At 72.6% G+C, this 20,855-nt stretch carries 17 protein-coding genes; 9 read left to right on the plus strand and 8 right to left on the minus strand.

Annotated elements, in window-relative coordinates; translation table 11 throughout:
• Window positions 1–87: 87 nt before the first annotated feature.
• From ACIBG4_RS31645 to ACIBG4_RS31655, 3 genes are all read left to right on the plus strand, one after another.
• Window positions 88–2,292: an FdhF/YdeP family oxidoreductase gene (locus ACIBG4_RS31645; protein ID WP_397204904.1), complete on the plus strand. Its 2,205-nt coding sequence runs from the start codon at window positions 88–90 to the stop codon at window positions 2,290–2,292.
• A complete protein-coding gene (fdhD, locus tag ACIBG4_RS31650) occupies window positions 2,289–3,128 on the plus strand; it encodes a formate dehydrogenase accessory sulfurtransferase FdhD (protein WP_310708239.1) in 840 nt (279 codons plus the stop codon). Before ACIBG4_RS31645 ends, fdhD begins: the two co-directional genes overlap by 4 nt.
• Window positions 3,129–3,242: 114 nt before the next feature.
• Window positions 3,243–4,352, plus strand: a complete 1,110-nt coding sequence (locus ACIBG4_RS31655) for an epoxide hydrolase family protein (protein WP_397204905.1) — start codon at window positions 3,243–3,245, stop codon at window positions 4,350–4,352.
• A gap of 12 nt (window positions 4,353–4,364) precedes the next feature.
• Here the strand turns inward: ACIBG4_RS31655 and ACIBG4_RS31660 are convergent, their stop codons facing one another.
• From ACIBG4_RS31660 to ACIBG4_RS31670, 3 genes are all read right to left on the minus strand, one after another.
• Entirely contained in the window at window positions 4,365–6,986 is a 2,622-nt protein-coding gene (locus ACIBG4_RS31660) for a phosphoenolpyruvate carboxylase (protein WP_310708242.1), read from the minus strand.
• 68 nt (window positions 6,987–7,054) lie between these two features.
• Window positions 7,055–8,623, minus strand: coding sequence for a hypothetical protein (locus ACIBG4_RS31665; protein WP_397204906.1), 1,569 nt, complete (start codon window positions 8,621–8,623; stop codon window positions 7,055–7,057).
• Complete coding sequence (locus ACIBG4_RS31670; RefSeq protein WP_397204907.1) at window positions 8,620–9,465, minus strand: ABC transporter ATP-binding protein; 846 nt, start codon at window positions 9,463–9,465, stop codon at window positions 8,620–8,622. Before ACIBG4_RS31670 ends, ACIBG4_RS31665 begins: the two co-directional genes overlap by 4 nt.
• A 36-nt stretch (window positions 9,466–9,501) precedes the next feature.
• On the opposite strand from ACIBG4_RS31670, the gene ACIBG4_RS31675 reads away from it, so the two are divergent.
• The 3 genes from ACIBG4_RS31675 (at window position 9,502) to ACIBG4_RS31685 (ending at window position 12,359) form a co-directional block, all read left to right on the plus strand.
• Window positions 9,502–11,112: an acyl-CoA carboxylase subunit beta gene (locus ACIBG4_RS31675; RefSeq protein WP_397204908.1), complete on the plus strand. Its 1,611-nt coding sequence runs from the start codon at window positions 9,502–9,504 to the stop codon at window positions 11,110–11,112.
• Window positions 11,109–11,309 carry an acyl-CoA carboxylase subunit epsilon gene (locus tag ACIBG4_RS31680; RefSeq protein ID WP_397204909.1) on the plus strand — a complete coding sequence of 67 codons (201 nt, stop codon included), beginning with the start codon at window positions 11,109–11,111 and terminating at the stop codon, window positions 11,307–11,309. The genes ACIBG4_RS31675 and ACIBG4_RS31680 overlap by 4 nt, the downstream gene beginning before the upstream one ends.
• Window positions 11,310–11,417: 108 nt before the next feature.
• Window positions 11,418–12,359: an NYN domain-containing protein gene (locus ACIBG4_RS31685; RefSeq protein ID WP_355440072.1), complete on the plus strand. Its 942-nt coding sequence runs from the start codon at window positions 11,418–11,420 to the stop codon at window positions 12,357–12,359.
• Here ACIBG4_RS31685 and ACIBG4_RS31690 read toward each other — a convergent pair.
• From ACIBG4_RS31690 to ACIBG4_RS31705, 4 genes are all read right to left on the minus strand, one after another.
• Window positions 12,317–14,587, minus strand: coding sequence for an MMPL family transporter (locus ACIBG4_RS31690; protein ID WP_397204910.1), 2,271 nt, complete (start codon window positions 14,585–14,587; stop codon window positions 12,317–12,319). The two genes, ACIBG4_RS31685 and ACIBG4_RS31690, sit on opposite strands and share 43 nt — an antisense overlap.
• A gap of 120 nt (window positions 14,588–14,707) precedes the next feature.
• On the minus strand, window positions 14,708–14,977 hold the full coding sequence (locus tag ACIBG4_RS31695; RefSeq protein ID WP_355440078.1) for a hypothetical protein: 270 nt from the start codon (window positions 14,975–14,977) through the stop codon (window positions 14,708–14,710).
• Window positions 14,974–15,303 carry an ArsR/SmtB family transcription factor gene (locus ACIBG4_RS31700; protein ID WP_397204911.1) on the minus strand — a complete coding sequence of 110 codons (330 nt, stop codon included), beginning with the start codon at window positions 15,301–15,303 and terminating at the stop codon, window positions 14,974–14,976. The genes ACIBG4_RS31695 and ACIBG4_RS31700 overlap by 4 nt, the downstream gene beginning before the upstream one ends.
• A gap of 45 nt (window positions 15,304–15,348) precedes the next feature.
• Window positions 15,349–16,320 carry a DUF5937 family protein gene (locus ACIBG4_RS31705; protein WP_397204912.1) on the minus strand — a complete coding sequence of 324 codons (972 nt, stop codon included), beginning with the start codon at window positions 16,318–16,320 and terminating at the stop codon, window positions 15,349–15,351.
• A 62-nt stretch (window positions 16,321–16,382) separates the two neighbouring features.
• Here ACIBG4_RS31705 and ACIBG4_RS31710 point away from each other — a divergent pair, with 62 nt between their 5' ends.
• From ACIBG4_RS31710 to ACIBG4_RS31720, 3 genes are all read left to right on the plus strand, one after another.
• Complete coding sequence (locus tag ACIBG4_RS31710) at window positions 16,383–17,636, plus strand: MFS transporter (RefSeq protein WP_397204913.1); 1,254 nt, start codon at window positions 16,383–16,385, stop codon at window positions 17,634–17,636.
• Window positions 17,637–17,759: 123 nt separating this feature from the next.
• A complete protein-coding gene (locus tag ACIBG4_RS31715; RefSeq protein ID WP_397204914.1) occupies window positions 17,760–19,199 on the plus strand; it encodes an AlkA N-terminal domain-containing protein in 1,440 nt (479 codons plus the stop codon).
• The gene (locus tag ACIBG4_RS31720) at window positions 19,196–19,702 is read left to right on the plus strand and encodes a methylated-DNA--[protein]-cysteine S-methyltransferase (RefSeq protein WP_397204915.1); all 507 of its coding nucleotides are present in this window, start codon (window positions 19,196–19,198) and stop codon (window positions 19,700–19,702) included. Before ACIBG4_RS31715 ends, ACIBG4_RS31720 begins: the two co-directional genes overlap by 4 nt.
• On the opposite strand, the gene ACIBG4_RS31725 is transcribed toward ACIBG4_RS31720, so the two are convergent.
• A complete protein-coding gene (locus ACIBG4_RS31725; RefSeq protein ID WP_397204916.1) occupies window positions 19,642–20,847 on the minus strand; it encodes an MFS transporter in 1,206 nt (401 codons plus the stop codon). The genes ACIBG4_RS31720 and ACIBG4_RS31725 overlap by 61 nt on opposite strands.
• Window positions 20,848–20,855: the final 8 nt, after the last annotated feature.

Consider the following 20,855-nt stretch of genomic DNA (forward strand, 5'->3'; position numbering starts at 1 on the left):
GGCACCGCCCGGACGCCGCCCCTGTCCTCCCGCGGGAGAGCCGATGCGCCGGGCTTCGCGCGGCCGGGAAGCGAGCAAGATGGAGGGGTGAGCAAGCTTCTCGATCCACGCAACTGGGCGTCCTGGCGGCCGTTCGGCCTCGGTCTGCGCAAGCCGAACAACTACCTTGAGCTGTTGAAGGCGTTCCGGGCGGTCAAGGGTCGCAGGCGTTACGCCTGGCGGGTCCTCACGCAGGGCACGTGCGACGGCTGCGCGCTCGGCACCAAGGGCATGCGCGACTGGACGATGCGGGAAGTCCATCTGTGCAACATCAGGTTGCGCCTGCTGCCGCTCAACACGATGCCGGCGCTGGACGTCTCGGTGCTGCGTGACGTGTCGGGGCTGGAGGGCCGGCGCAGCGCGGAGCTGCGCGAGCTGGGGCGCCTGCCGTACCCGATGCTGCGCCGCGCGGGCGAGCCCGGCTTCACGCGCGTCCCGTGGGACGAGGCGCTCTCGATCGCCGCGGCCGGGCTGCGCGACGCGCGCTTCGGCGCGTACCTGACCAGCAGGGGCGTGCCGAACGAGAACTACTACGCCGCGCAGAAGGCGATGCGGGCGCTCGGCACCAACAACATCGACAACGCGGCGCGCATCTGCCACTCCCCCTCGACGGTCGCGCTCAAGCAGACGATCGGCGCGGCGGCCACCACCTGCTCCTACACCGACTGGATCGGCTCCGACCTGATCGTCTTCATGGGCTCCAACCCGTCGAACAACCAGCCGGTGGCGATGAAGTACCTCTACCACGCCAAGAAGGCCGGCACTCGGGTGGCGATGGTCAACGCCTACCGCGAGCCGGGCATGGAGCGCTACTGGGTGCCGTCCAACGCGGAGTCGGCCGTGTTCGGCACGAAGATCACCGACGAGTTCTTCGGCGTGAACGTGGGCGGCGACATCGGCTTCCTCAACGGGGTGCTCAAGCACCTGGTCGAGCGGGGGTGGGTGGACGAGAAGTTCGTGGCGCTCCGTACGACGGGCTTCGAGCGGGCGCGCGAGGCGGTCGAGGCGCAGTCGTGGGAGGAGCTGGAGGCGCTGTCGGGGGCCTCGCGCGACGAGATGCTGCGGCTGGCGCGGCTGCTCGCGGAGGCCAGGTCGGCGGTGCTGGTGTGGTCGATGGGCATCACGCAGCACACCTTCGGCGAGGACAACGTGCGGGCCATCGTCAACCTGGCGCTCGCGCGCGGGTTCGTGGGGCGCGAGCACTGCGGGCTGATGCCGATCCGCGGGCACAGCGGGGTGCAGGGCGGCGCGGAGATGGGCGCGTACGCCACGGGGCTGCCGGGCGGGCTGCCGATCACCCCGGAGAACGCCGGGAGGTTCGCGGACCTGTGGGGCTTCGAGGTGCCGGCCACCCCCGGCCTGACCGCCACCGACATGATCGACGCCGCCCACGCGGGCGAGCTGGACGCGCTGATCTCCAGCGGCGGCAACTTCCTGGAGGTGCTCCCCGACCCCGGTTACTGCCGCGAGGCGCTGCGCCGGCCACGCCTGCGCGTCCACATCGACATCGTGCTGTCGTCCCAGATGCTCGTGCCGTCCGAGGGCGACGTGCTGCTGCTGCCCGCACAGACCCGGTACGAGATGACGGGCGGCGTGACGGAGACCTCGACCGAGCGGCGGATCATCTTCTCGCCGGAGGTGGAGGGGCCACGGGTGGCGGAGGCGTGGCCGGAGTGGAAGATCTTCACCGAGCTGGCCGCCCGCAGCCGTCCCGCGCTGGCGTCGAAGGTCCGTTTCACCGGCACGCCCGCGATCCGCGAGGAGATCGAGCGGGCCGTGCCGTTCTACGCGGGCATCGCGGGGCTGAGCGCGTTCGGCGACAACGTCCAGTACGGCGGGCGGCACCTGTTCGCCGACGGCGGCTTCCAGACCCCCGACGGTCTGGCGAGGTTCTCGGCCGTGCCGCTGCCCGCGCTGGAGCGGCCGGACGGGTCGTTCATGGTCGCCACCCGGCGCGGCAAGCAGTTCAACAGCATGGTCCACGAGCGGCTCGACGGCTTCAACGGCGCCACGCGCGAGGCGGTGCTGATGAGCGCCTACGACGCCGACCGGCTCGGCCTGCCCGACGGCACCCCGATCGAGCTGCGCTCCGGCGAGCGCTCCTACCGGGGCAAGGTGCTGCGGGCGCCCGTCATGCCGGGCAACCTGCAGATCCACTGGCCGGAGGGCAACGTCCTGCTCGACGAGTCGCGCCGCTCACCCGACGCCCGGATCCCCGACTACAACGCGACGGTGACGGTGCGCCGCGCATGAGCGAGCGCCCCGGGCCCACGACCCGCGTCCGCATCCGGCGGCTGACCGGCCCGGCCGCCACGGAGCGCCGTGACGACCTGGCCACCGAGGAGCCGCTGGAGATCCGGCTCGCCTCGCTCGACGGCGGACGCCGCACGGTGGCGATCACCATGCGCACACCGGGCCACGACTTCGAGCTGGCGGCCGGGTTCCTGCACGCGGAGGGCCTGGTGCGGGCCGGCGGCATCGCCTCCATCGGCTACTGCACCGACGAGGACGTGCCGGTCGAGGCCCGTTACAACACGGTCACCGTACGGCTGCGCGGCCCGATCCCCGAGCTGCCGGCGCTGGAGCGCCACTTCCTGACCTCCAGCGCGTGCGGCGTGTGCGGCTCGGCCAGCCTCGACGCGCTGCGCGACCGCTGCCGTCCGGCGCCGCCCGGCGCCGTCGAGCTCACCCCCGAGGTCCTGTACGGCCTGCCGGACCGGCTGCGCGCGGCGCAGGGCGTCTTCGGCAAGACGGGCGGGCTGCACGCGGCCGGGCTGTTCACGGCGGAGGGCGAGCTGCTGGCCGTACGGGAGGACGTGGGCCGGCACAACGCGGTGGACAAGCTGACCGGCTGGGCGGCGCTGGCGGAGCGGCTGCCGCTGGACCGGCACGTGCTCATGGTCAGCGGCCGGGCCAGCTACGAGATCATGCAGAAGGCGCTGGCGGCCGGGATTCCGGTGGTGTGCGCGGTGTCGGCGCCGTCGTCGCTGGCCGTGGACGTGGCCAGGGAGTTCGGCATGACGCTGGTGGGCTTCCTGCGGGGCGAGCGCTGCAACGTCTACGCGGGCCACGACCGCGTCCGCGTCTGACGACATGGGTGCCGGCGTAGGCCGTATCCCGCCACAACAGTGGAACAAATCATTCCGTTCTGCTATTCTGGAGACAGAACAAAGCATTCCGTTCCTTTCCGAAGAGGTGTCAGCATGACCGCCATCAGCGCCGAGATCCGTCCCTTCCGCGTCGAGATCCCCCAGGCCGAGCTCGACGACCTGCAGACCCGCCTCGCGCTGACCCGCTTCGTCGACGAGATCCCGGGCGCCGACCAGGGCGTCAGCGTCGAGCGGGTCAGGCGGCTCGTCACCCACTGGCGCGCCGGCTTCGACTGGCGCGCCCAGGAGGCCCGCCTCAACGCCCACCCGCAGTTCACCACCGAGATCGACGGGCAGAACATCCACTTCATCCACGTCCGCTCCGACGACCCCGACGCCCTGCCGCTGCTCCTCACCCACGGCTGGCCCGGCTCGATCGCCGAGTACCTCGACGCCATCGAGCCGCTGTCGCGCCACCACCACCTGGTCATCCCGTCGCTGCCCGGCTACGGCTTCTCCGGCCCGACCACCGAGACCGGCTGGGACAACCTCCGCATCGCCCGCGCGTGGGCCGAGCTCATGTCCCGCCTCGGCTACGACCGCTACGGCGCGGTGGGCAACGACGCCGGGTCCATGATCTCCCCCGAGCTGGCCCGCGTCGCCCCGGACCACGTCGTCGGCGTCCACGTGACCCAGCTCTTCTCCTTCCCCTCCGGCGACCCGGCCGAGTTCGCCGGCCTCACCGAGGAGGACCAGGCCGGGCTGGCCGTGCTCGACTGGTTCTGGAAGGAGAAGGGCGCGTTCAACGTCCTGCAGTCGCAGCAGCCGCAGACGCTGGCGCACGCCATCACCGACTCCCCCGCCGGCTTGGTCGGCTGGCTGGCCCAGCTCTTCGACGAGGACCTCGACGACGACTTCATGCTGCTGAACGCCGCTATCCACTGGTTCACCGGCACGTCCGGCTCGGCGCTGCGCCTGTACTGGGAGAACGCCCGCGCCCAGCAGAGCGCTCAGCAGGCCGCCAAGGAGCCGACGACGGTGCCGATGGCGCTGGCCATGGCCGAGGGAGACTTCAGGTCCATCCGCCGCTTCGCCGAGCGCGACCACGCCGGGATCGTCTCCTGGAAGACGCTCCCGGCCCCGGCCCGCGGCCACTACACGGCCCACACCGCCACGGAGGCCCTCACCTCCGACATCCACACCTTCTTCGCCGCCCTGCGCTGAGCCCCCGGGGTGTCAGCCGGTGTTCTGGAGGCCGGCGGCGACGCCGTTGACCGAGAGCAGGAGGAGCGTGGACAGGCGCTCGCGCTCGTGGTCGGACGGGGTGCCGGTGCGCAGGGCGCGCAGGGCGCGGAGCTGGAGGTGCGACAGCGCGTCCACGTACGGGTCGCGGAGCTGGACGGCGCGCGAGAGGACCTTGCGGTTCTCCAGCAGCCGCGTGTGCCCCGTGACCTCCAGCACCAGGCGCCGCGTCCGGTCGTACTCCTCCAGGACCTGGCGCGCGAAGTCGGGCCGGCCGCCCAGCTCCAGGTAGTGCTCGGCGATCGAGCGGTCGGTCTTGGCCAGCGACATCTCGGCGTTGTCGAGCAGGGCGTTGAACAGCGGCCACTCCTGGTACGCGGCCCGCAGCTCCTCCAGCGAGCCGACCGCGGCCAGACCGGCGCCCAGGCCGTACCAACCGGGCAGGTTGACCCGGGTCTGCGCCCAGGCGAACACCCACGGGATGGCGCGCAGGTCGTCCAGGGAGCGCGGAGCGCCGAGGCCGCGGCGCGCCGGGCGTGAGCCGAGCCGCAGGGAGCCCAGCTCCTCCAGCGGGCTGACCAGGCTGAACCACTCGGGGAAGCCGGGCGCCTCCGTGAGGGACCGGTAGGCGCTCTCGGAGGCCGTCGCCACCCGCTCGGCCAGCGGGCGGAAGCGCTCGGCCGCGGCGGCCGTGCGCGCGCCGACCGTGACCGAGGAGGCGAGCAGCACGGCGTTGGCCACCTGCTCCATGTGGCGGCGGGCGATCGCCAGGTGGCCGTAGCGGGCGAAGATGACCTCGCCCTGCTCGGTGACCTTGAAGCTGCCCGCGACCGAGCCGGGGGCCTGGGCCAGCACGGCGCGGTTGGCGGGACCGCCGCCCCGGCCCAGCGCGCCGCCGCGGCCGTGGAACATGCGCAGCCGCACGTCGTGCTCGGCCGCCCAGGCGGTCAGCCGCTCCTGGGCCTCGTACAGCCGCAGCGTGGCCGCGGCCGGGCCGAGCTCCTTGGCCGAGTCGGAGTAGCCGAGCATGACCTCCATGCGCCGGCCGGTGGCGGCGAGCCGCTCGCGCACCTGCGGGATGTCGAGCATGCCGGACAGCACGTCCGGCGAGTTGGCGAGGTCCTGACCCGACTCGAACAGCGGCACCACGTCGAGCACCGGCGCCCGCGTCCCGAGGGCGTGCCGGGCCAGCTCGTAGACGGCGGCCACGTCGGCCGCGCCCCGGGTGAAGGACACCACGTAACGGGAGCAGGCGCGCACGCCGAACCGCTCCTGGATCCAGCCGATCACCCGGATCGTCGACAGCACCTCCTCGGTGCGCTCCGACAGCTCGCCGCCGGCCCTGATCTCCTCCAGCGCCGCGGCGTGAACCTGGGAGTGCTGGCGCACCTCCAGCTCGGCCAGGTGGAAGCCGAACGTCTCCACCTGCCAGATGAGGTGCTGCAGCTCCCCGTACGCCTGGCGGGCGGCGTCGCGGGCCAGCGAGTCCTGGGCCAGGCGCAGGTCGGCGAGCAGGTCGCCGGGCGACAGGTAGGCGAGGTCGAGGTCGCGGCGGCGGGTGGCGGCGATGCGGGCCGCGACGAACAGCAGCCACTGCCGGTGCGGCTCGCGCGGGGACCGGGTGGCCAGCTCGGAGACCAGCTCCGGGTGGGCGTCCTCGGCCGCGTCGATGGCGCTCTTCAGCTCGGGCGACGGCGGCGCGAACTCGGCGGTGGCGGTGAGGGTGCGGCCGATGCGGGTGGTGGCGTTCTCCAGCGCGGTCAGCACGTGCTCGGCCTGGATCTGCACGGCCTCGCGGGTGACCTTGGCGGTGACGTTGGGGTTGCCGTCGCGGTCGCCGCCGATCCAGCTTCCGTAGCGGATGAACGGCCGCGCCAGCGGCGCCCGGGTGCCCGTGCCGTCGGCCAGCGCGGCGTCGAGCGAGCGGTAGACCTGCGGGACGACGCGGAACAGGGTCTCGTCGAAGGCGGCCATGGCGGTGCGCACCTCGTCGAGCGGGTCGAGCTTGCTCGGGCGCAGGTGGGCGGTGCGCCACAGGAGGTCGATCTCCTCCAGCAGCCGCCGCCGGCTCTCGGCCCGCTCGGAGGCGCCCCGGCCGGGGGTGTTGTACTCGGTGAGCCGGCCGCTGATCCGCTGGATCGCGGTGACGACGGCCCGCCTGCGCGCCTCGGTCGGGTGGGCGGTGAGCACCGGGTGCAGCTCCAGGCGCTCGACCAGCTCGGCGACGCGGTCGGCGCCCAGCTCGTGCACGGCGTGCGCCAGCGACTCGCGCTGTACGCCGCCCTCGGTGTCGCGCTCGCGCAACGTACGGATGCGGTAGTGCTCCTCGGCCAGGTTGGCCAGATGGAAGTAGCACGTGAACGCGCGAGCGATCTGGACGGCCCGGTCGATCTCCCACGCCTCCACCATGGCGGTGATCTCGTCGGCCGACGCCTCGCCCCTGCGGGCGGCGATGACCGCCTTGCGCAGTCTCTCGACGTCGGCCAGGAGGTCTTCGCCCCCCTGCTCGGCAATGACCTGTCCGAGCAGCTTGCCGAGCAGCCGCACATCGTGCCGGAGCTCGTCGGGCATCTCGGTGACGGCGGCGCTACGACGCTCGATCCCCTGGTCAATCATGTGTCGAAGGGTATCCAGTCGCCGACGGAGGCCGTAGCCCGGTCTCACCTAATGGACTAGACCACTGCTCACGTGGGACGGGACACGGCCGCCACGAGCTCGGGCATGCGGGAGAAACCGATCGTCGCGCCGAGCCGGCGGCCGAGCGTCTCGATCAGCAGACCGTAGACCGGGGCGACGACGCAGAGCCAGACGAGCCCGAACGCGATCGGCACCGCGAGCGGCAGCGTCAGGGCGGCGATCCCGGCGAAGGCCCCCATCGAGGACACGAACGCCTGGCCGCCCTGCCCGGGGGCGGCTCCGGTGAAGGCGTTCATGCGCTCGGGCACCGTGTACGGGATCGCCACGCTGGTCACGGCGCCGACGCCGAGCCCGACGCCGAGCGCGCCCCAGCCGGCCAGGACGGCGAACGGGATGGCCGTCGGCCGGCCGGTCAGCAGCGAGCCGGCCACGGCGATGGCGACCAGCAGCGGCGTCGCGGCGATGGCGTTGGCCAGGTGGCGGCCGGCCAGGTCGGTGCGGAAGCCGTCCTCCGAGCCGATGGCCACGACGTTCATCCAGAGGGACGCGCCGTCGATGCCGTAGAGGTTGCCGGACTGGAGCGCGATCATGATGGCGGCCATCGAGGTGGTCGCGATGGGCAGCCACGGGCCGGCCCCGCCCGGGATGTTGGAGCTGAGCGAGAGGGCGAGCACGGCGCTGACCACGACCGAGGTGAACCAGAGCACCCGGAACCGGGGCTCCCGCCGCAGGTACTTGAGCTCCTTGGCGACCACGGCCGCCAGCGGCCCGTCGGGCAGGAACCGGTCGGCCAGCCCGCTCCCCTCGCGCACGGAGGAGCCCTGGGTGGAGGCGTCGGGGGTGACCAGCGCCCGGCTCAGCGCCTTGATCCACAGCCAGGCGGCCAGCACCACGACGAGCGCCACGACGGCGACCTCGGCCAGGCCGATGAGCCCGCCGTCGGCGATCGCGTGGGCCAGCATGCCCGGCGGCGTCCACCGCAGGACTCCCGCCGTGCCGCGCAGCATCGCGGCGGGGTCGCCGAGGTTGGTGTTGAGGAGCAGGTTGGGCAGCTGGGCCAGCACCACGACGAACAGCGCGGCCACGGCCAGCACGTCGCGCCCGCGCCGGGTGCGCAGCGCGCCCGACAACGACGTGGTGACGAGCCGGGAGAGCACCAGGCAGAGGGCGAACTGCAGGAGCACCGCCACCGCCCCGACGAGCACGCCGCCGGGGCTCGTCGCGAGGCCGGCCAGCCCGCCGGCGACGACCACGAGCGTGGCGACCGGCCAGACGCCGGTGGCCGACGCGGTGAACATGCCGACCGCCAGCTCACGCGTGCGGAGGGGGAACAGCGACAGCCGGGCGGGGTCGAGCGTGTCGTCCAGCCCGAACGCGAGCAGCGGCACGACCATCCAGCCCACGAGGATGGCGGTGTAGGCGACGACGACGATGTCGGCGGCCACGTCGTGCGGCGCGAGGCGCACCAGCGCCATGAGCGCGAAGCCGAGCACGGCGAGGCCGGCGGCCACGACGAGGGAGAAGACGAAGCCGAGCTTGCGCTGGAGGTCGCCGCGCAGGTTGCCGGCGAGCAGGCGCAGCTTGAGCTGCGCGAACAGCGCGACCGTGCCGCTCACGACTCCTCCTGGCGGGCACCCAGCTCCTGGCGGGCGCCAGGCTCCTGGCGGGCGCCGGGCTCCTGGCGGGCGCCGGGCTCCTGGTGGGCGCCGAGCCAGGTCAGGCCCGCGTCGCCGCCCGTGCGGGGCCCGCCGACGAGCTGGAGGAACGCCTCGTTGAGGCTGCGGCCGCCGCGTACCTCGGCGAGCGGCCCCTGGGCCACGATGTGGCCGCCGCTCATCACCGACACCCAGTCGCACAGCCGCTCGACCAGGTCCATGACGTGGCTGGAGAAGATGACGGTCGAGCCGGAGGCGGTGAAGCGGCGCAGCACCTCGGTGAGAGTGCTGGCGCTGACCGGGTCGACCCCCTCGAACGGCTCGTCGAGGAACAGCACGGCCGGGTTGTGCAGCAGCGCCGCCGCCAGCCCGATCTTCTTGCGCATGCCGGTGGAGTAGTCGACGACGAGCTTACCGGCGGCCTCCTCCAGGTCCATGACCCGCAGCAGCTCGGTGGCGCGCCGCTCGACGTCGGCCTTGGGGATGCCGCGCAGCCGGCCGTTGTAGAGGAGCAGCTCCCGGCCCGAGAGCCGCTCGAACAGCCGCAGCCCTTCGGGCAGTACGCCGATGCGCGCCTTGACCTGGAGCTGGTCGCGCCAGACGTCGAGGCCGCCCACCTCGGCTCGGCCGCCGTCGGGGCGCAGTAATCCGGTGACCATGCTGAGCGTCGTCGTCTTGCCCGCGCCGTTGGGGCCGACGAGGCCGGCGAAGCTGCCCGCCGGGACGACGAGGTCGACACCCGCGACCGCCACCTGCGGTCCGTAGCGCTTGAAAAGGCCGTGCGTGCGAACCGCGTCCGTCATGGATCCACTCTAGGAGGAGGGATTACCCTTGCGCGCATGACAGCGGACGCCATACCAGAAAAGCCGGACACCCACACCACGGACAACCACACGGACGTCCACACCACGGGCGGGAAGATCGCGGACCTGGAGCGGCGGCTGGACGAGGCGGTCCACGCCGGCTCGGCCGCGGCGGTGGACAAGCAGCACGCCCGGGGCAAGATGACGGCCCGGGAGCGGGTGCTGGCGCTGCTGGACGAGGGCTCGTTCGTGGAGTTCGACGCGCTGGCCCGGCACCGGTCGACGATGTTCGGGCTGGAGCGGCGCAGGCCGTACGGCGACGGCGTGATCACCGGCCACGGCACCGTGGACGGGCGGCAGGTGTGCGTGTTCTCGCAGGACGTGACGGTGTTCGGCGGCTCGCTGGGCGAGGTGTACGGCGAGAAGATCGTCAAGGTGCTGGACATGGCGCTGAAGACGGGCTGTCCCATCATCGGCATCAACGAGGGCGGCGGCGCGCGCATCCAGGAGGGCGTGGTCGCGCTCGGCCTGTACGCGGAGATCTTCAAGCGCAACGTGCACGCGTCGGGCGTGATCCCGCAGATCTCGCTCATCATGGGTGCCGCGGCGGGCGGTCACGTGTACTCGCCCGCGCTGACGGACTTCGTCGTCATGGTGGACCAGACCTCGCAGATGTTCATCACCGGGCCGGACGTGATCAAGACGGTGACGGGTGAGGAGGTCACGTTCGAGGAGCTGGGCGGGGCGCACACGCACAACACCAAGTCGGGCGTGGCGCACTACCAGGCCGCCGACGAGAACGACGCGCTGGAGTACGTCAAGGAGTTGCTGTCCTACCTGCCCTCCAACAATCTGGACGAGGCGCCGGCCTACGACACGGCGGCCGACCTGGAGCCCGATCCGGAGCTGGACGAGCTGATCCCGGACTCGTCGAACCAGCCGTACGACATACACCGGGTGATCGAACGGGTGCTCGACGACGGTGAGTTCCTGGAGGTCCACGCGCTGTTCGCGCCCAACATCGTGGTCGGGTACGGCCGGCTGGACGGGCAGTCGGTCGGCGTGGTCGCCAACCAGCCCATGCATTTCGCCGGATGTCTTGATATCAACGCATCCGAGAAGGCTGCCCGTTTCATACGAACATGTGATGCTTTCAATATCCCAATCCTGACATTTGTTGATGTTCCGGGATTCCTGCCGGGTACAGATCAGGAATGGAACGGAATCATCCGGCGCGGGGCGAAGCTCCTCTACGCCTACGCCGAGGCCACCGTCCCGCTCGTCACGGTGATCACCCGCAAGGCGTACGGCGGGGCGTACGACGTCATGGGCTCCAAGCACCTAGGCGCGGACGTCAACCTGGCCTGGCCGACCGCGCAGATCGCGGTGATGGGCGCCCAGGGCGCGGTCAACATCCTGTACCGGCGCGAGCTGGCGGCGGCCAACGACCCGGACGCCGAGCGCGCCCGGCTGGTGACGGAGTACGAGGACACGCTGGCCAACCCGTACATCGCGGCCGAGCGGGGCTACGTGGACGCGGTGATCAAGCCGTCGGAGACCCGGGCCCAGGTCGTACGGGCGCTGCGCGCGCTGCGCAACAAGCGTGCCTCGCTACCGGCGAAGAAGCATGGGAACATCCCGCTATGAAGCCGCACCTCAGGATCGTCCGGGGCGACGCCACGCCGGAGGAGATCGCCGCACTCGTGGCCGTCCTCGCCACCCGCGCCGCCCCGCCGCGACCGTCCGCCGCGCCCTCTCCACAAATGTGGCGAAACCCGGCTAGAAGGATGCGTAAGCCCCTCTCTCCGGGGAAGGCGGCTTGGCGGATGAGCGCCCTGCCCTAGAGAGATCCCAGGAAACGGGTGTCAACTTCCCAGGGAGTTGGGACTATCTAGAAAAAAGCAGGAGTATATAGTCGGCCGATCAACTAACGCTGCGGCCTGGAGGACATCATGGCCATCCCAGACCTCATGCCGCATCCTGTGGCGGCCAAGTACGCCGTCCTCGTGGATGTCGGATACCTGTACGCCGCCGCGGGTGAAGTCCTGCTGGGGGCCAAGGAACGTAAAGAATACCGGGTGGCCGCGGATGAGCTGATCCAAAGTCTCCAGAAGCATGCGATGGAACGTATTTCCGGTGAGCTGCTGCGGATCTATTGGTATGACGCCGCCCGCGACCGCGTGCCCACCGTGGACCAGCGGGTCATCGCCCAGCTGCCCTGGGTCAAGGTACGGCTTGGCAACCTCAACGCCCGCGGCCAGCAGAAGGGCGTCGACGCGCAGATCAGGAGCGACCTGGAGGCGCTGGCCCGCCACCACGCGGTGACCGACACGATACTGCTGGCCGGGGACGAGGACATGGTGCCCGCCGTGGAGGCCGCCCAGGCGTACGGGGTGCGCATCCACCTGTGGGGCGTCGAGCCGCCGTACGGGACCAACCAGGCCGAGCGGCTGGTGTGGGAGTCCGACACCGTCGAAGTGATCTCCGCTGATTTCCTGAGGCCCTTTTTCAGCCGTGCCCCGCAGCCCGTGCCGGTCGCGCCGCCCGTGGCCGCGCCGTCGCCCGCGCAGGTGTTCGCCGGGCGCGCGCCCGTCAAGCCGCAGGTCAAGCCGGGCCAGGTGGCCAAGCTTGGCCCCAGCCGCCCGCGGGTGGAGGACGTCGGCGAGCACGTGGCGCAGAAGTGGATCCTCACGCGTGGCCGCGACAACATCCGCGACCTGCTTCCCGGCCCGATCCTGCCCACGGTCATCGACACGGAGCTGCTGATCGAGGCCGAGAAGGAGCTGGGTCACTCGCTGCGGCCGTTCCCGGAGGCCAGGGTGTGGCTGCGCGACGGGTTCTGGGCCCGGGTCTACCGGGAGTTCGACCTGGGCGTGGGCGTCTCGTCCAAGTGACCGGCGGGGAGCGGGCCCCGCCACGCCCGCTCCCCGAGGATCGCCATGGCGGCGGGCAGCAGCACGCCGCGCACCACGGTGGCGTCGAGCAGGATGGCCAGGGCCATGCCCAGGCCCAGCATCTTGTACTCGATGGCCGACAGCGTCACGAACACCGTGAAGACACCCGTCATGATCAGGGCCGCGCTGCTGACCACACCCGCGCTCGCCGCGATGCCCCCGGCCACCGCCTCGCGGGGAGAGGCGCCGCCGGCCCGGCGCTCCCTGATCCGGCTGAGGACGAAGATGTGGTAGTCCATGCTGAGCCCGAACAGCACGATGAACATGAACAGCGGCAGCCAGCTCACCACGCCGCCGTACGAGGTGAACCCGAGCAGCGACTCCAGATGACCGTCCTGGAAGACCCAGACGAGCACCCCGTACGAGGCCCCGATCGACAGCAGGTTGAGCGCGATCGACATCAGCGGGATGGCCCACGACCGGAACGTCACCGCCAGCAGCACGAACGCCAGCACGAGCACGAACCCGAAGACGGCCGGGGTGCGGCCGTTGACCTGCTGCGCGAAGTCGTACGGCATGGCGGTCTTCCCGCCCACGGCGTAGGTCACGCCGTCCACGGAGCCCAGCGTCGCGGGCAGGGCGCGCTCGCGCAGCACGGCCAGCGCGCGGTTGGCCACCGGGTCCGTGACGGCGCCCGCCAGCGGCACCCGCACCACCATCGCCCGGCCGACCGGCACCGCGGTGATCGGCTCCCGCAGAAGTCCTCCGCTCCCGGCGGCCTGCCGGTGCAGCGCGCCGATCGCCTCACGCACCGCTGACGTGTCGGCGGGCGCCCCGTCCGTACGGGCGACCACCACCCGCGCCGCGGTCGCCACGCCCGGGAACACCGGTTGCATCGCCGAGGCGGCGTCCACGGCCGCGGACGCGCCGGGCGGCAGGCTGGCCGTCACCGCCGCGTCCTGCAGCCGGATGCCCAGCACGGGCAGGGCCATGGCGAGCAGGACCGCGGCCGTCGCCACGCCGGTCACCACGGGGCGGCGGACGACCGCACGCGCGATCCCGCCCCACAGGCGCGACTCCACGGCCGTCACCCGCCGCCGGCCCAGCCAGGGGATGCGCGCGACATCCACCCGGTCGCCGAGCGTGGCGAGCAGCGCCGGGAGCACGGTGACCGAGCCGAGCACGGACAGGCCGACGACCAGCAGCGTTCCGGCCGTGAGCCCCTTGAAGACGTCCACCCCGGTCAGCAGGAGCCCCACCGCGCACACCATCACGGTGACGCCGGAGGCCACGATGGCGTGCCCCGAGGTCCGCGCCGTGGTCCGCAGCGCCTCGCGCGCCCCCTTCCCCGCGGCCCGCTCCTCACGGAGCCGGCGCAGGTAGAACAGGGAGTAGTCGATGCCGACGGCCATCCCGATCAGCAGCACGATGGCCGAGGCCGCGCTGTTGAACGGCACCCACAGGCTGACGAGCTCCAGCAGCCCGAACGCGCCCGCCAGCGAGGTCGCCGCCAGCAACAGCGGTATGCCCGCCGCCACCAGGGAGCCGAAGACGGCCAGCAGCACGAGGACGGTGAGCGGCAGCGAGGTCCGCTCGGCCCGCGAGAAGTCGTCCTTGATCCCCTCGTTGACGGCCGCCGACAGGCTGCGGTCGCCCGCCTGGAGGAGTCGCACGCCCGGATGCCGTTCCCTGACCTCCTGCACCGCACGAACGGCCGCCGCGTAGTTGTCCTCGAACCGTTCGTCCGGACCGGCCACCTCGAAGGTGACCAGCCCCGAGCCGCCGTCTAGCGACGTCCAGCGCTCGCCGTGCGGGCTCGACGGCGAGCCGACGTCCCGAACCGCCGCGCCCGTCCGACGTAGCCGGCTCACCAGGTCGGCGGCGGCCGCGCGCAGCTCCGGGTCCTCCGCGAAGCGCCGGCCGCCGCCCGCCTGCCCGGACCGGATCAGCACGTTCTCCCGGATGGAGCCGACGTCGTGCTGGGCGTCGATCATCTCCTGGGCGCGGCCGGCCTCGCCGGGATCGACGGCCCGCGCGGACTCGCCGCCGCTCAGCGCCCCCGCCAGGGTCGCGAGCACGACCAGCGCGAACCAGCCTCCGATCGCCATGGCACGGTGCCGCGCCGACCAGTTCGCGACGGTCTCGGCGAACCCGGGACGTGCCCGGGACCGCGCGGGCGCCCCGGGACCGGCCGATGAGGAGTGGAGGGATTTGCTCTCGGGCAGCATCGGCTGCTCTCCTGTCCTTGGTGGAACGTGCCTGTGGAAACTCGCCCTGGGCGAGGTGGTTCGTCTCCCCGTGCCTGGGCCGCCGAGTTGCAGCTCGGCGGCCCAGGGTTGGTCACGGGGTCACTCGACGTCCTTGAGGATCCGTTCGATCGAGTCGGTACGGCCGCTCAGCTCCGAGACCTGCCGGCCGATCTCGGCCAGCCGCTGCTCGACGGCCTGCTGTCCCGAGACCGCGGCCTCGGCCAGCTTCCTGTACTCGCTCTCGCGCGCGAGCCGCGCCTTGGCCCGCCAGGTGACGGCCACCTGGCAGACGACCGTGATGATCACGGCGGTGAGAAGGACGAAGACGCCGATGGTGCCGATGACCTCCTGCCACTCGTGCTCGTTCACTGCGGCGATCCCTTCTCGTCGGTCAGCATCTCCACCGCGTCCGCGATGGACTCCGGCGTCAGGTGGATCGAGAAGGGTCTCGTCTCGTAGAACTTCATCGCTTTTCCGTCTTCCGACAGTTCGAGCTGGGAGCTGACCAGGCCGGCCGCCTCCAGCTTCTTCAGGTGGACCTGGAGGAGTGCCCTGCTGATGCCCAGCTCGCGCGCCAGCCGGCTCACGTAGTTGCGTCCGCGCATGAGGGCCGCGACGACCCGCAACCGGTGCGGGTTGGACAGGGTGGCCAGCACCCGTACCAGGTCGTCTCCCGTCGGCGCGGGATCACTCATGCAAACGTCCAACGGCACATGCCAAGAAAAGTTAGCAGGTCTTCTTCAGGTGCGGTGCCCGAGGAGCGCCTCGGCCACCGCGGTGCGCGCGTACAGGACGTACCTCCCGGTGCGGTGCGACGTGCACAGGCCGGCGTCGCGCAGCGCCGTGAGGTGCCGGCTCACGCCCGGCTCGGCCAGCTCCAGGCGCCGGGCCAGGTCCTGCGTGGAGGCGGGCTGGTCCAGCTCGGCCAGCAGCCGGGCGCGGGTGCGGCCGAGCACCGTGGCCAGCGCGGAGGGCATGTCCGCCGCGCGGCTCTCCCACAGCGTGGCCACGCCGCGCGGCGGGTAGCGGACCGTCGGTTGGTACGGCGGCGTCGTGACGGAGAAGACCCTCGGCCAGGCGAACACGCACGGCACCAGCAGCAGCCCCAGCCCGCGCAGTGAGCGGACGCCCGACACGTAGCGGTTCCGCACGTGCAGCCTGCCGTCCTCCCAGGTGACGCCGTCGTCGAGGTCGGCCAGCATGCGGTCCGCGCCGCCCTCGGCGAGCACCCTGGCGCGGCGCAGGATCTCGCCGTCGAGCAGCGACCTGATCCTCGGCCAGTACGGGGCGATGGCCGCCTCCCAGTACCCGCCGACCTCTTCCGCCAGGCGTTCCAGCCCCTTGTCCGGGTCGTCGTACAGGGCCTGGACGCGTTCGGTGCGGGGGCCGCCCACGTTGTCGAGGTCGGCGCGGACGCGGCCGGCGGCGGCGCGCATCGTGGCGAGCTCCACCTCCAGGTCGGGCGTCGAGGTGGACGGCGGAGTGCAGGTGAAGCCGGCGATCGAGACCGTGGGGACGGGCACGAGGTCGGACAGCAGGCGGAAGTCGACGTCCGCCAGGCGGCGCCGTACCTGCTCGGCCCAGGGGCGCAGGGCGGAATGGGCGGCGGGGTCCTTGACCACGCGGACGCTGGCCACGACCTCGCCCAGGGGTGAGACGGCGAAGCGGATGTTGGCCATGTCCTGGGCCGTGAACGCCAGGGTGAGGGGCATGTGGATTAACGCCTCGCTTCATCAATAGCCCTATAGGCCGATATTTCAGCATCGTCGGTGGCATGACTTCCACCTCCTCCCCCGCCACCCCTGTTCCGGCCGCCGCCGCGACCCCGCTGCTGCGGCACCGCGGCTTCCGCAGCCTGTACGTCGCCGGAGCGGTCAGCGGGCTCGGCAGCCAGGTCAGCCAGGTCGCCCTCCCCCTGCTCGCGGTCACCGCGCTCGGCGCGGGTCCCGGGGAGGTCGGGCTGCTCAGCGCGCTGGGCACGCTCACGGTGCTGCTGCTCGGGCTGCCGGCGGGCGTCTGGGTCGACCGCTCACGGCGGCGCAGCCTGATGATCCTCGCCGATGTCGCGCGGGCGGCCGTGCTGCTGTCCGTGCCGGTCGCGTGGTGGATGGGAGGGCTCGGCATGGGCCAGCTCTACGCCGTGGCGGTGCTGATGGGGGCCGGGACGATGGTGTTCGACCTGGCGGCCGTGAGCGTGCTGCCGGGGCTCGTCGGACGGGATCGGCTGATGGCGGCCAACTCGCTGCTCGTGGGCACCCAGGCCGGGATGGACGTCACCGGCAAGAGCCTGGGCGGCGTGCTGGTGCAGGCCGTGGGGGCGCCGGTGGCGCTGCTGCTCGACGCGCTCAGCCACCTGTGGTCGGCCGCCTGGCTGCGCCACGTCCCCGAGCCGGCTCCCCCGGACCGCCCGGCGACGGCCGAGGGGGTGGGACGGCAGATCGCCGAGGGGGTGGGCTTCCTGCTCGGCAACACCGTCCTCGTCGCGCTGTGCGTGATGGGGGCCATGGCGAACCTGGCCTTCCCCCTGCTCTCGGTGCTGCTGCCCGTGCTCCTGGTCCGGCAGCTCGGCTATCCGGAGTGGGTGCTCGGGGCGTACCTCGCGGCGGGCGGGCTGGGCACGCTCGCCGGGTCGGCCACCGCGCACCTGTTCGGCCGCCGGCTCGGCGCCGGGCGGACGACCCTGCTGCTCAGCCTCGCCACGGCGCCCCCGGCGTTCGTGATCCCGTTCCTGGACCGCGGCCCGTGGCTGTGGGCCGCGGCCGGGGCGTGGTTCGTGCTGACGTTCCGCACGGGGGTGAACAACGTGCTGCTGGTCAGCGTGCGGCAGCGGATCATCCCGGACGGCATGCTGGGCCGGGCGAACGCCACGATCCGCCTCGTCCTCATCGGTGCCGTCGGCCTCGGCGGGCTGCTCGCGGGCGTTCTGGGCGAGGTGTGGGGCGCGCGGGCGTCGCTCTGGGCGGGTGCGGTGATCATGGCGTTGAGCTGGCTGCCGGTCGTGCTCTCGCCACTGCGCCGTCAGCGTTGATCTCGCCCTGCGACAGGGTCCGATTTCCGCCACTCACCCCGTACGACCTGCTGACCTGCGGTTTCACGTTGAGGTCCGATTTCCGCCGGTCCCACCGCCCCGACAGCGCATAACGTCGGAGGCATGTCACCACTGGAGCTCGACTTCGAGTCCTGCTACCGGGCGGTCTCCTCCAGGGACGCCCGGTTCGACGGGCGTTTCTACACGGCGGTGACGACCACGCGCATCTACTGCCGCCCGATCTGCCCGGCACGCACCCCCTCTTCCAGGAACGTGCGCTTCTACCGGCACGCCGCCTCCGCCGAGGCCGCCGGCTTCCGGCCGTGCAAGAGGTGCCGGCCCGAGCTGTCGCCCGGCGACCCCGGCTGGGACGTGCGCGGCGACCTCGTCGGGCGGGCGCTGCGCCTGATCGACGACGGGGCGGCCGACGAGCGCGGCATCGCCGGGCTGGCGGGACGGCTGCACATCACCGAGCGCCATCTGCACCGGCTGTTCGTCGCCGAGCTGGGCGTGGGGCCGCTGGCCGTGGCCAGGACCAAGCGGCTGCTGCTGGCCAAGCAGCTCCTCACGGAGACGGCCCTGCCGGTCACGGACGTGGGGTTCGCCGCCGGGTTCGGCAGCGTGCGGCAGTTCAACGCCGCCATGCGGGAGACGTACGGCTTCACGCCGAGCGAGCTGCGCGCCACGGCCGGTGGTCCGGCGCGGGCCGCCGGGGCACAGGCGCCCCGCGTGGGGACGCCGCTGCGGCTGCGGCTGCACCGGCGCGAGCCGTACGACGTGGAGGGCGTCTTCGCCTTTCTCGCCGCCCGCGCGATCCCGGGGCTGGAGGTGGCGACCACCGCCTCCTACAGCCGGGCCGTGCCCGGGGGCGTCATCACGCTCACGCCGCTGCCGGGGCACATCGCCCTGGACGTGGCGGTGGACGACACACGGCAGCTCGCCCGGCTCGTGGCCCGCTGCCGACGCCTGCTTGACCTCGACGCGGACCCCGGCGCGATCGCCGAGGCGCTCGGGCAGACCTCGCTGCGTCCCCTGGTGGAGGCGCGGCCGGGGCTGCGGGTGCCGGGGACGTTCGACGGGTTCGAGCTGGCGGTGCGGGCCGTGGTGGGGCAGCAGATCTCCGTCGCCGGCGCCCGCACCCTGCTGGGCCGGATCGTCGCCCGTGCGGGCCGCCCGGCCGCGGGCGCGGACGCCACGACGCCGGCGCTGCTGTTCCCCTCGCCCGAGCAGGTGCTGGAGGCCGACCTCCAGCACCTCGGGCTGACCGGACGCCGCGTCCTCACCCTCAAGGAGCTGGCCGCGCGGGTGGCGGACGGCCGGCTCGACCTCGACGGCGGCCAGGAGCCCGCCGAGGCCGTCGAGGCGCTGCTCGACGTGCCCGGCATCGGCCCGTGGACCGCCAGCTACATCGCGCTGCGGGCGCTCCGCGACCCCGACGCGTGGCCCACCGGCGACCTGGTGCTGACCAAGCGCATGGCCGCCCTGGGCATCACCGACGACCACATCGAGCGGTGGCGGCCCTGGCGGGCCTACGCCGCCCTGCATCTCTGGAGCTCATCATGATCGACACTATGGTCCTGCCCACCCCGATCGCCCCTCTCTCCCTGCTCGTACGGCAGGGCGTGCTGATCGCGGGCGGGTTCACCGGCGAGCCCGGCGAGCTGTTCGCCCGGCTGTCGCCGGAGCTGCGGGCCGAGGGCATGTCCGTCGCCGCCGACCTGGGCCCGGTGACCCAGGCGGTCCGCGACTACTTCGACGGCGACCTCGACGCGCTCGACGCGATCCCGGTCCAGCAGCCGGGCAGCGAGACCCGCAGACGCCTCCACCAGGCGCTTCGGGAGGTCCGGGCCGGCACCACGGTGTCGTACGCGGAGCTGGCCGAGCGGGCGGGGCTGCCGAGGACGGCGGCGCGCGCGGCGGGCTCGGCCTGCTCGCAGAACCTCATCGCGCCGTTCGTGCCGTGCCACCGGGTGCTGCCCAGCACCGGCGGCTACGGCGGCTACCTCTACGGCGTGCCCGTCAAGGAGTGGCTGCTGACGCACGAGTCCACCGGCCGCCCCGCCTGATCGCGGGTGCGCAGGGCGTGGAATCCCGCCAGGCCCGCCACCGCCAGCCCGGCGACCCCGAGCAGCGCGGCGGTCCAGGCGGGAGCCACGTACCCGAGTCCGGCCTCGATCGTGAGGCCGGCCGCGAACGAGCCGATGGCGTTGCCCACGTTGAAGGCGCCGATGTTGGCGGCCGAAGCCAGCGTGGGCGCGCCCGCCGCGGCGTCCAGCACGCGGGTCTGCAGCGGCGGCACCGTGGCGAACCCCGCCAGGCCGAACAGCGTGATCACCACCATGAAGGCGATCTGGTTCCGCGCGACCAGCGCGAGCGCCACGGCCAGCACCGTGAGCAGCGCGACCGAGCCGTAGATGGCCGGCATCACCGCCCGGTCGGCGAGCCGGCCGCCGACGAGGTTGCCCACGACGAGCCCCACGCCGAACAGCGCCATCACCACGGGCACGGCCCCGGCGGAGAACCCGCCCACACCGGTCATCATGGGCGCCACGAAGGTGATGACGGCGAACACCGGCGCGAACCCGAACACGGTCATCGCCAGCGCCAGCCACACACCGCCCGAGCGGAACGTGGCCAGCTCCCGCAGCACGCCGCCCTCCGGGCGCGGCCGGCGCGGCACCAGGGCCAGCACGCCGGCGAGCCCGGCCACGCCGATCGCGACCACCAGCCAGAACGTGGCGCGCCAGCCGAACCCCTGGCCGATCCAGGTGCCGAGCGGCACGCCGGCCACGTTGGCCAGGGTCAGGCCGGTGAACATGAGCGCGATGGCGCTGGCCCGCTTCTGCGGCGCGACGAGCTCCGCGGCCACCACGGAGCCGACGCCGAAGTAGGCGCCGTGCGCGAAGGCGGCCAGCACACGGCCGATCATGAGCACGCCGTACGAGGGCGCGAGCGCCGAGAGCAGGTTCCCGGCGATGAACAGCACCATCAGTGCCAGCAGCATGGTCTTGCGCGGCAGCCGCCCGCCGAGCATGGTCAGAGGCGGCCCGCCGACCGCCACGCCCAGGGCGTACCCCGAGACGAGCAGCCCGGCGGTGGGGATCGTGACACCGAAGTCCGTCGCCAGGTCGGGCAGCAGCCCGTTGATGATGAACTCCGTGGTGCCGATGCCGAAGGCGCTGATCGCGAGGGCGAACAGGGCGAGAGGCATAGAATACT

Source organism: Nonomuraea sp. NPDC050383 (assembly GCF_044459125.1).
GTDB lineage: Bacteria > Actinomycetota > Actinomycetes > Streptosporangiales > Streptosporangiaceae > Nonomuraea.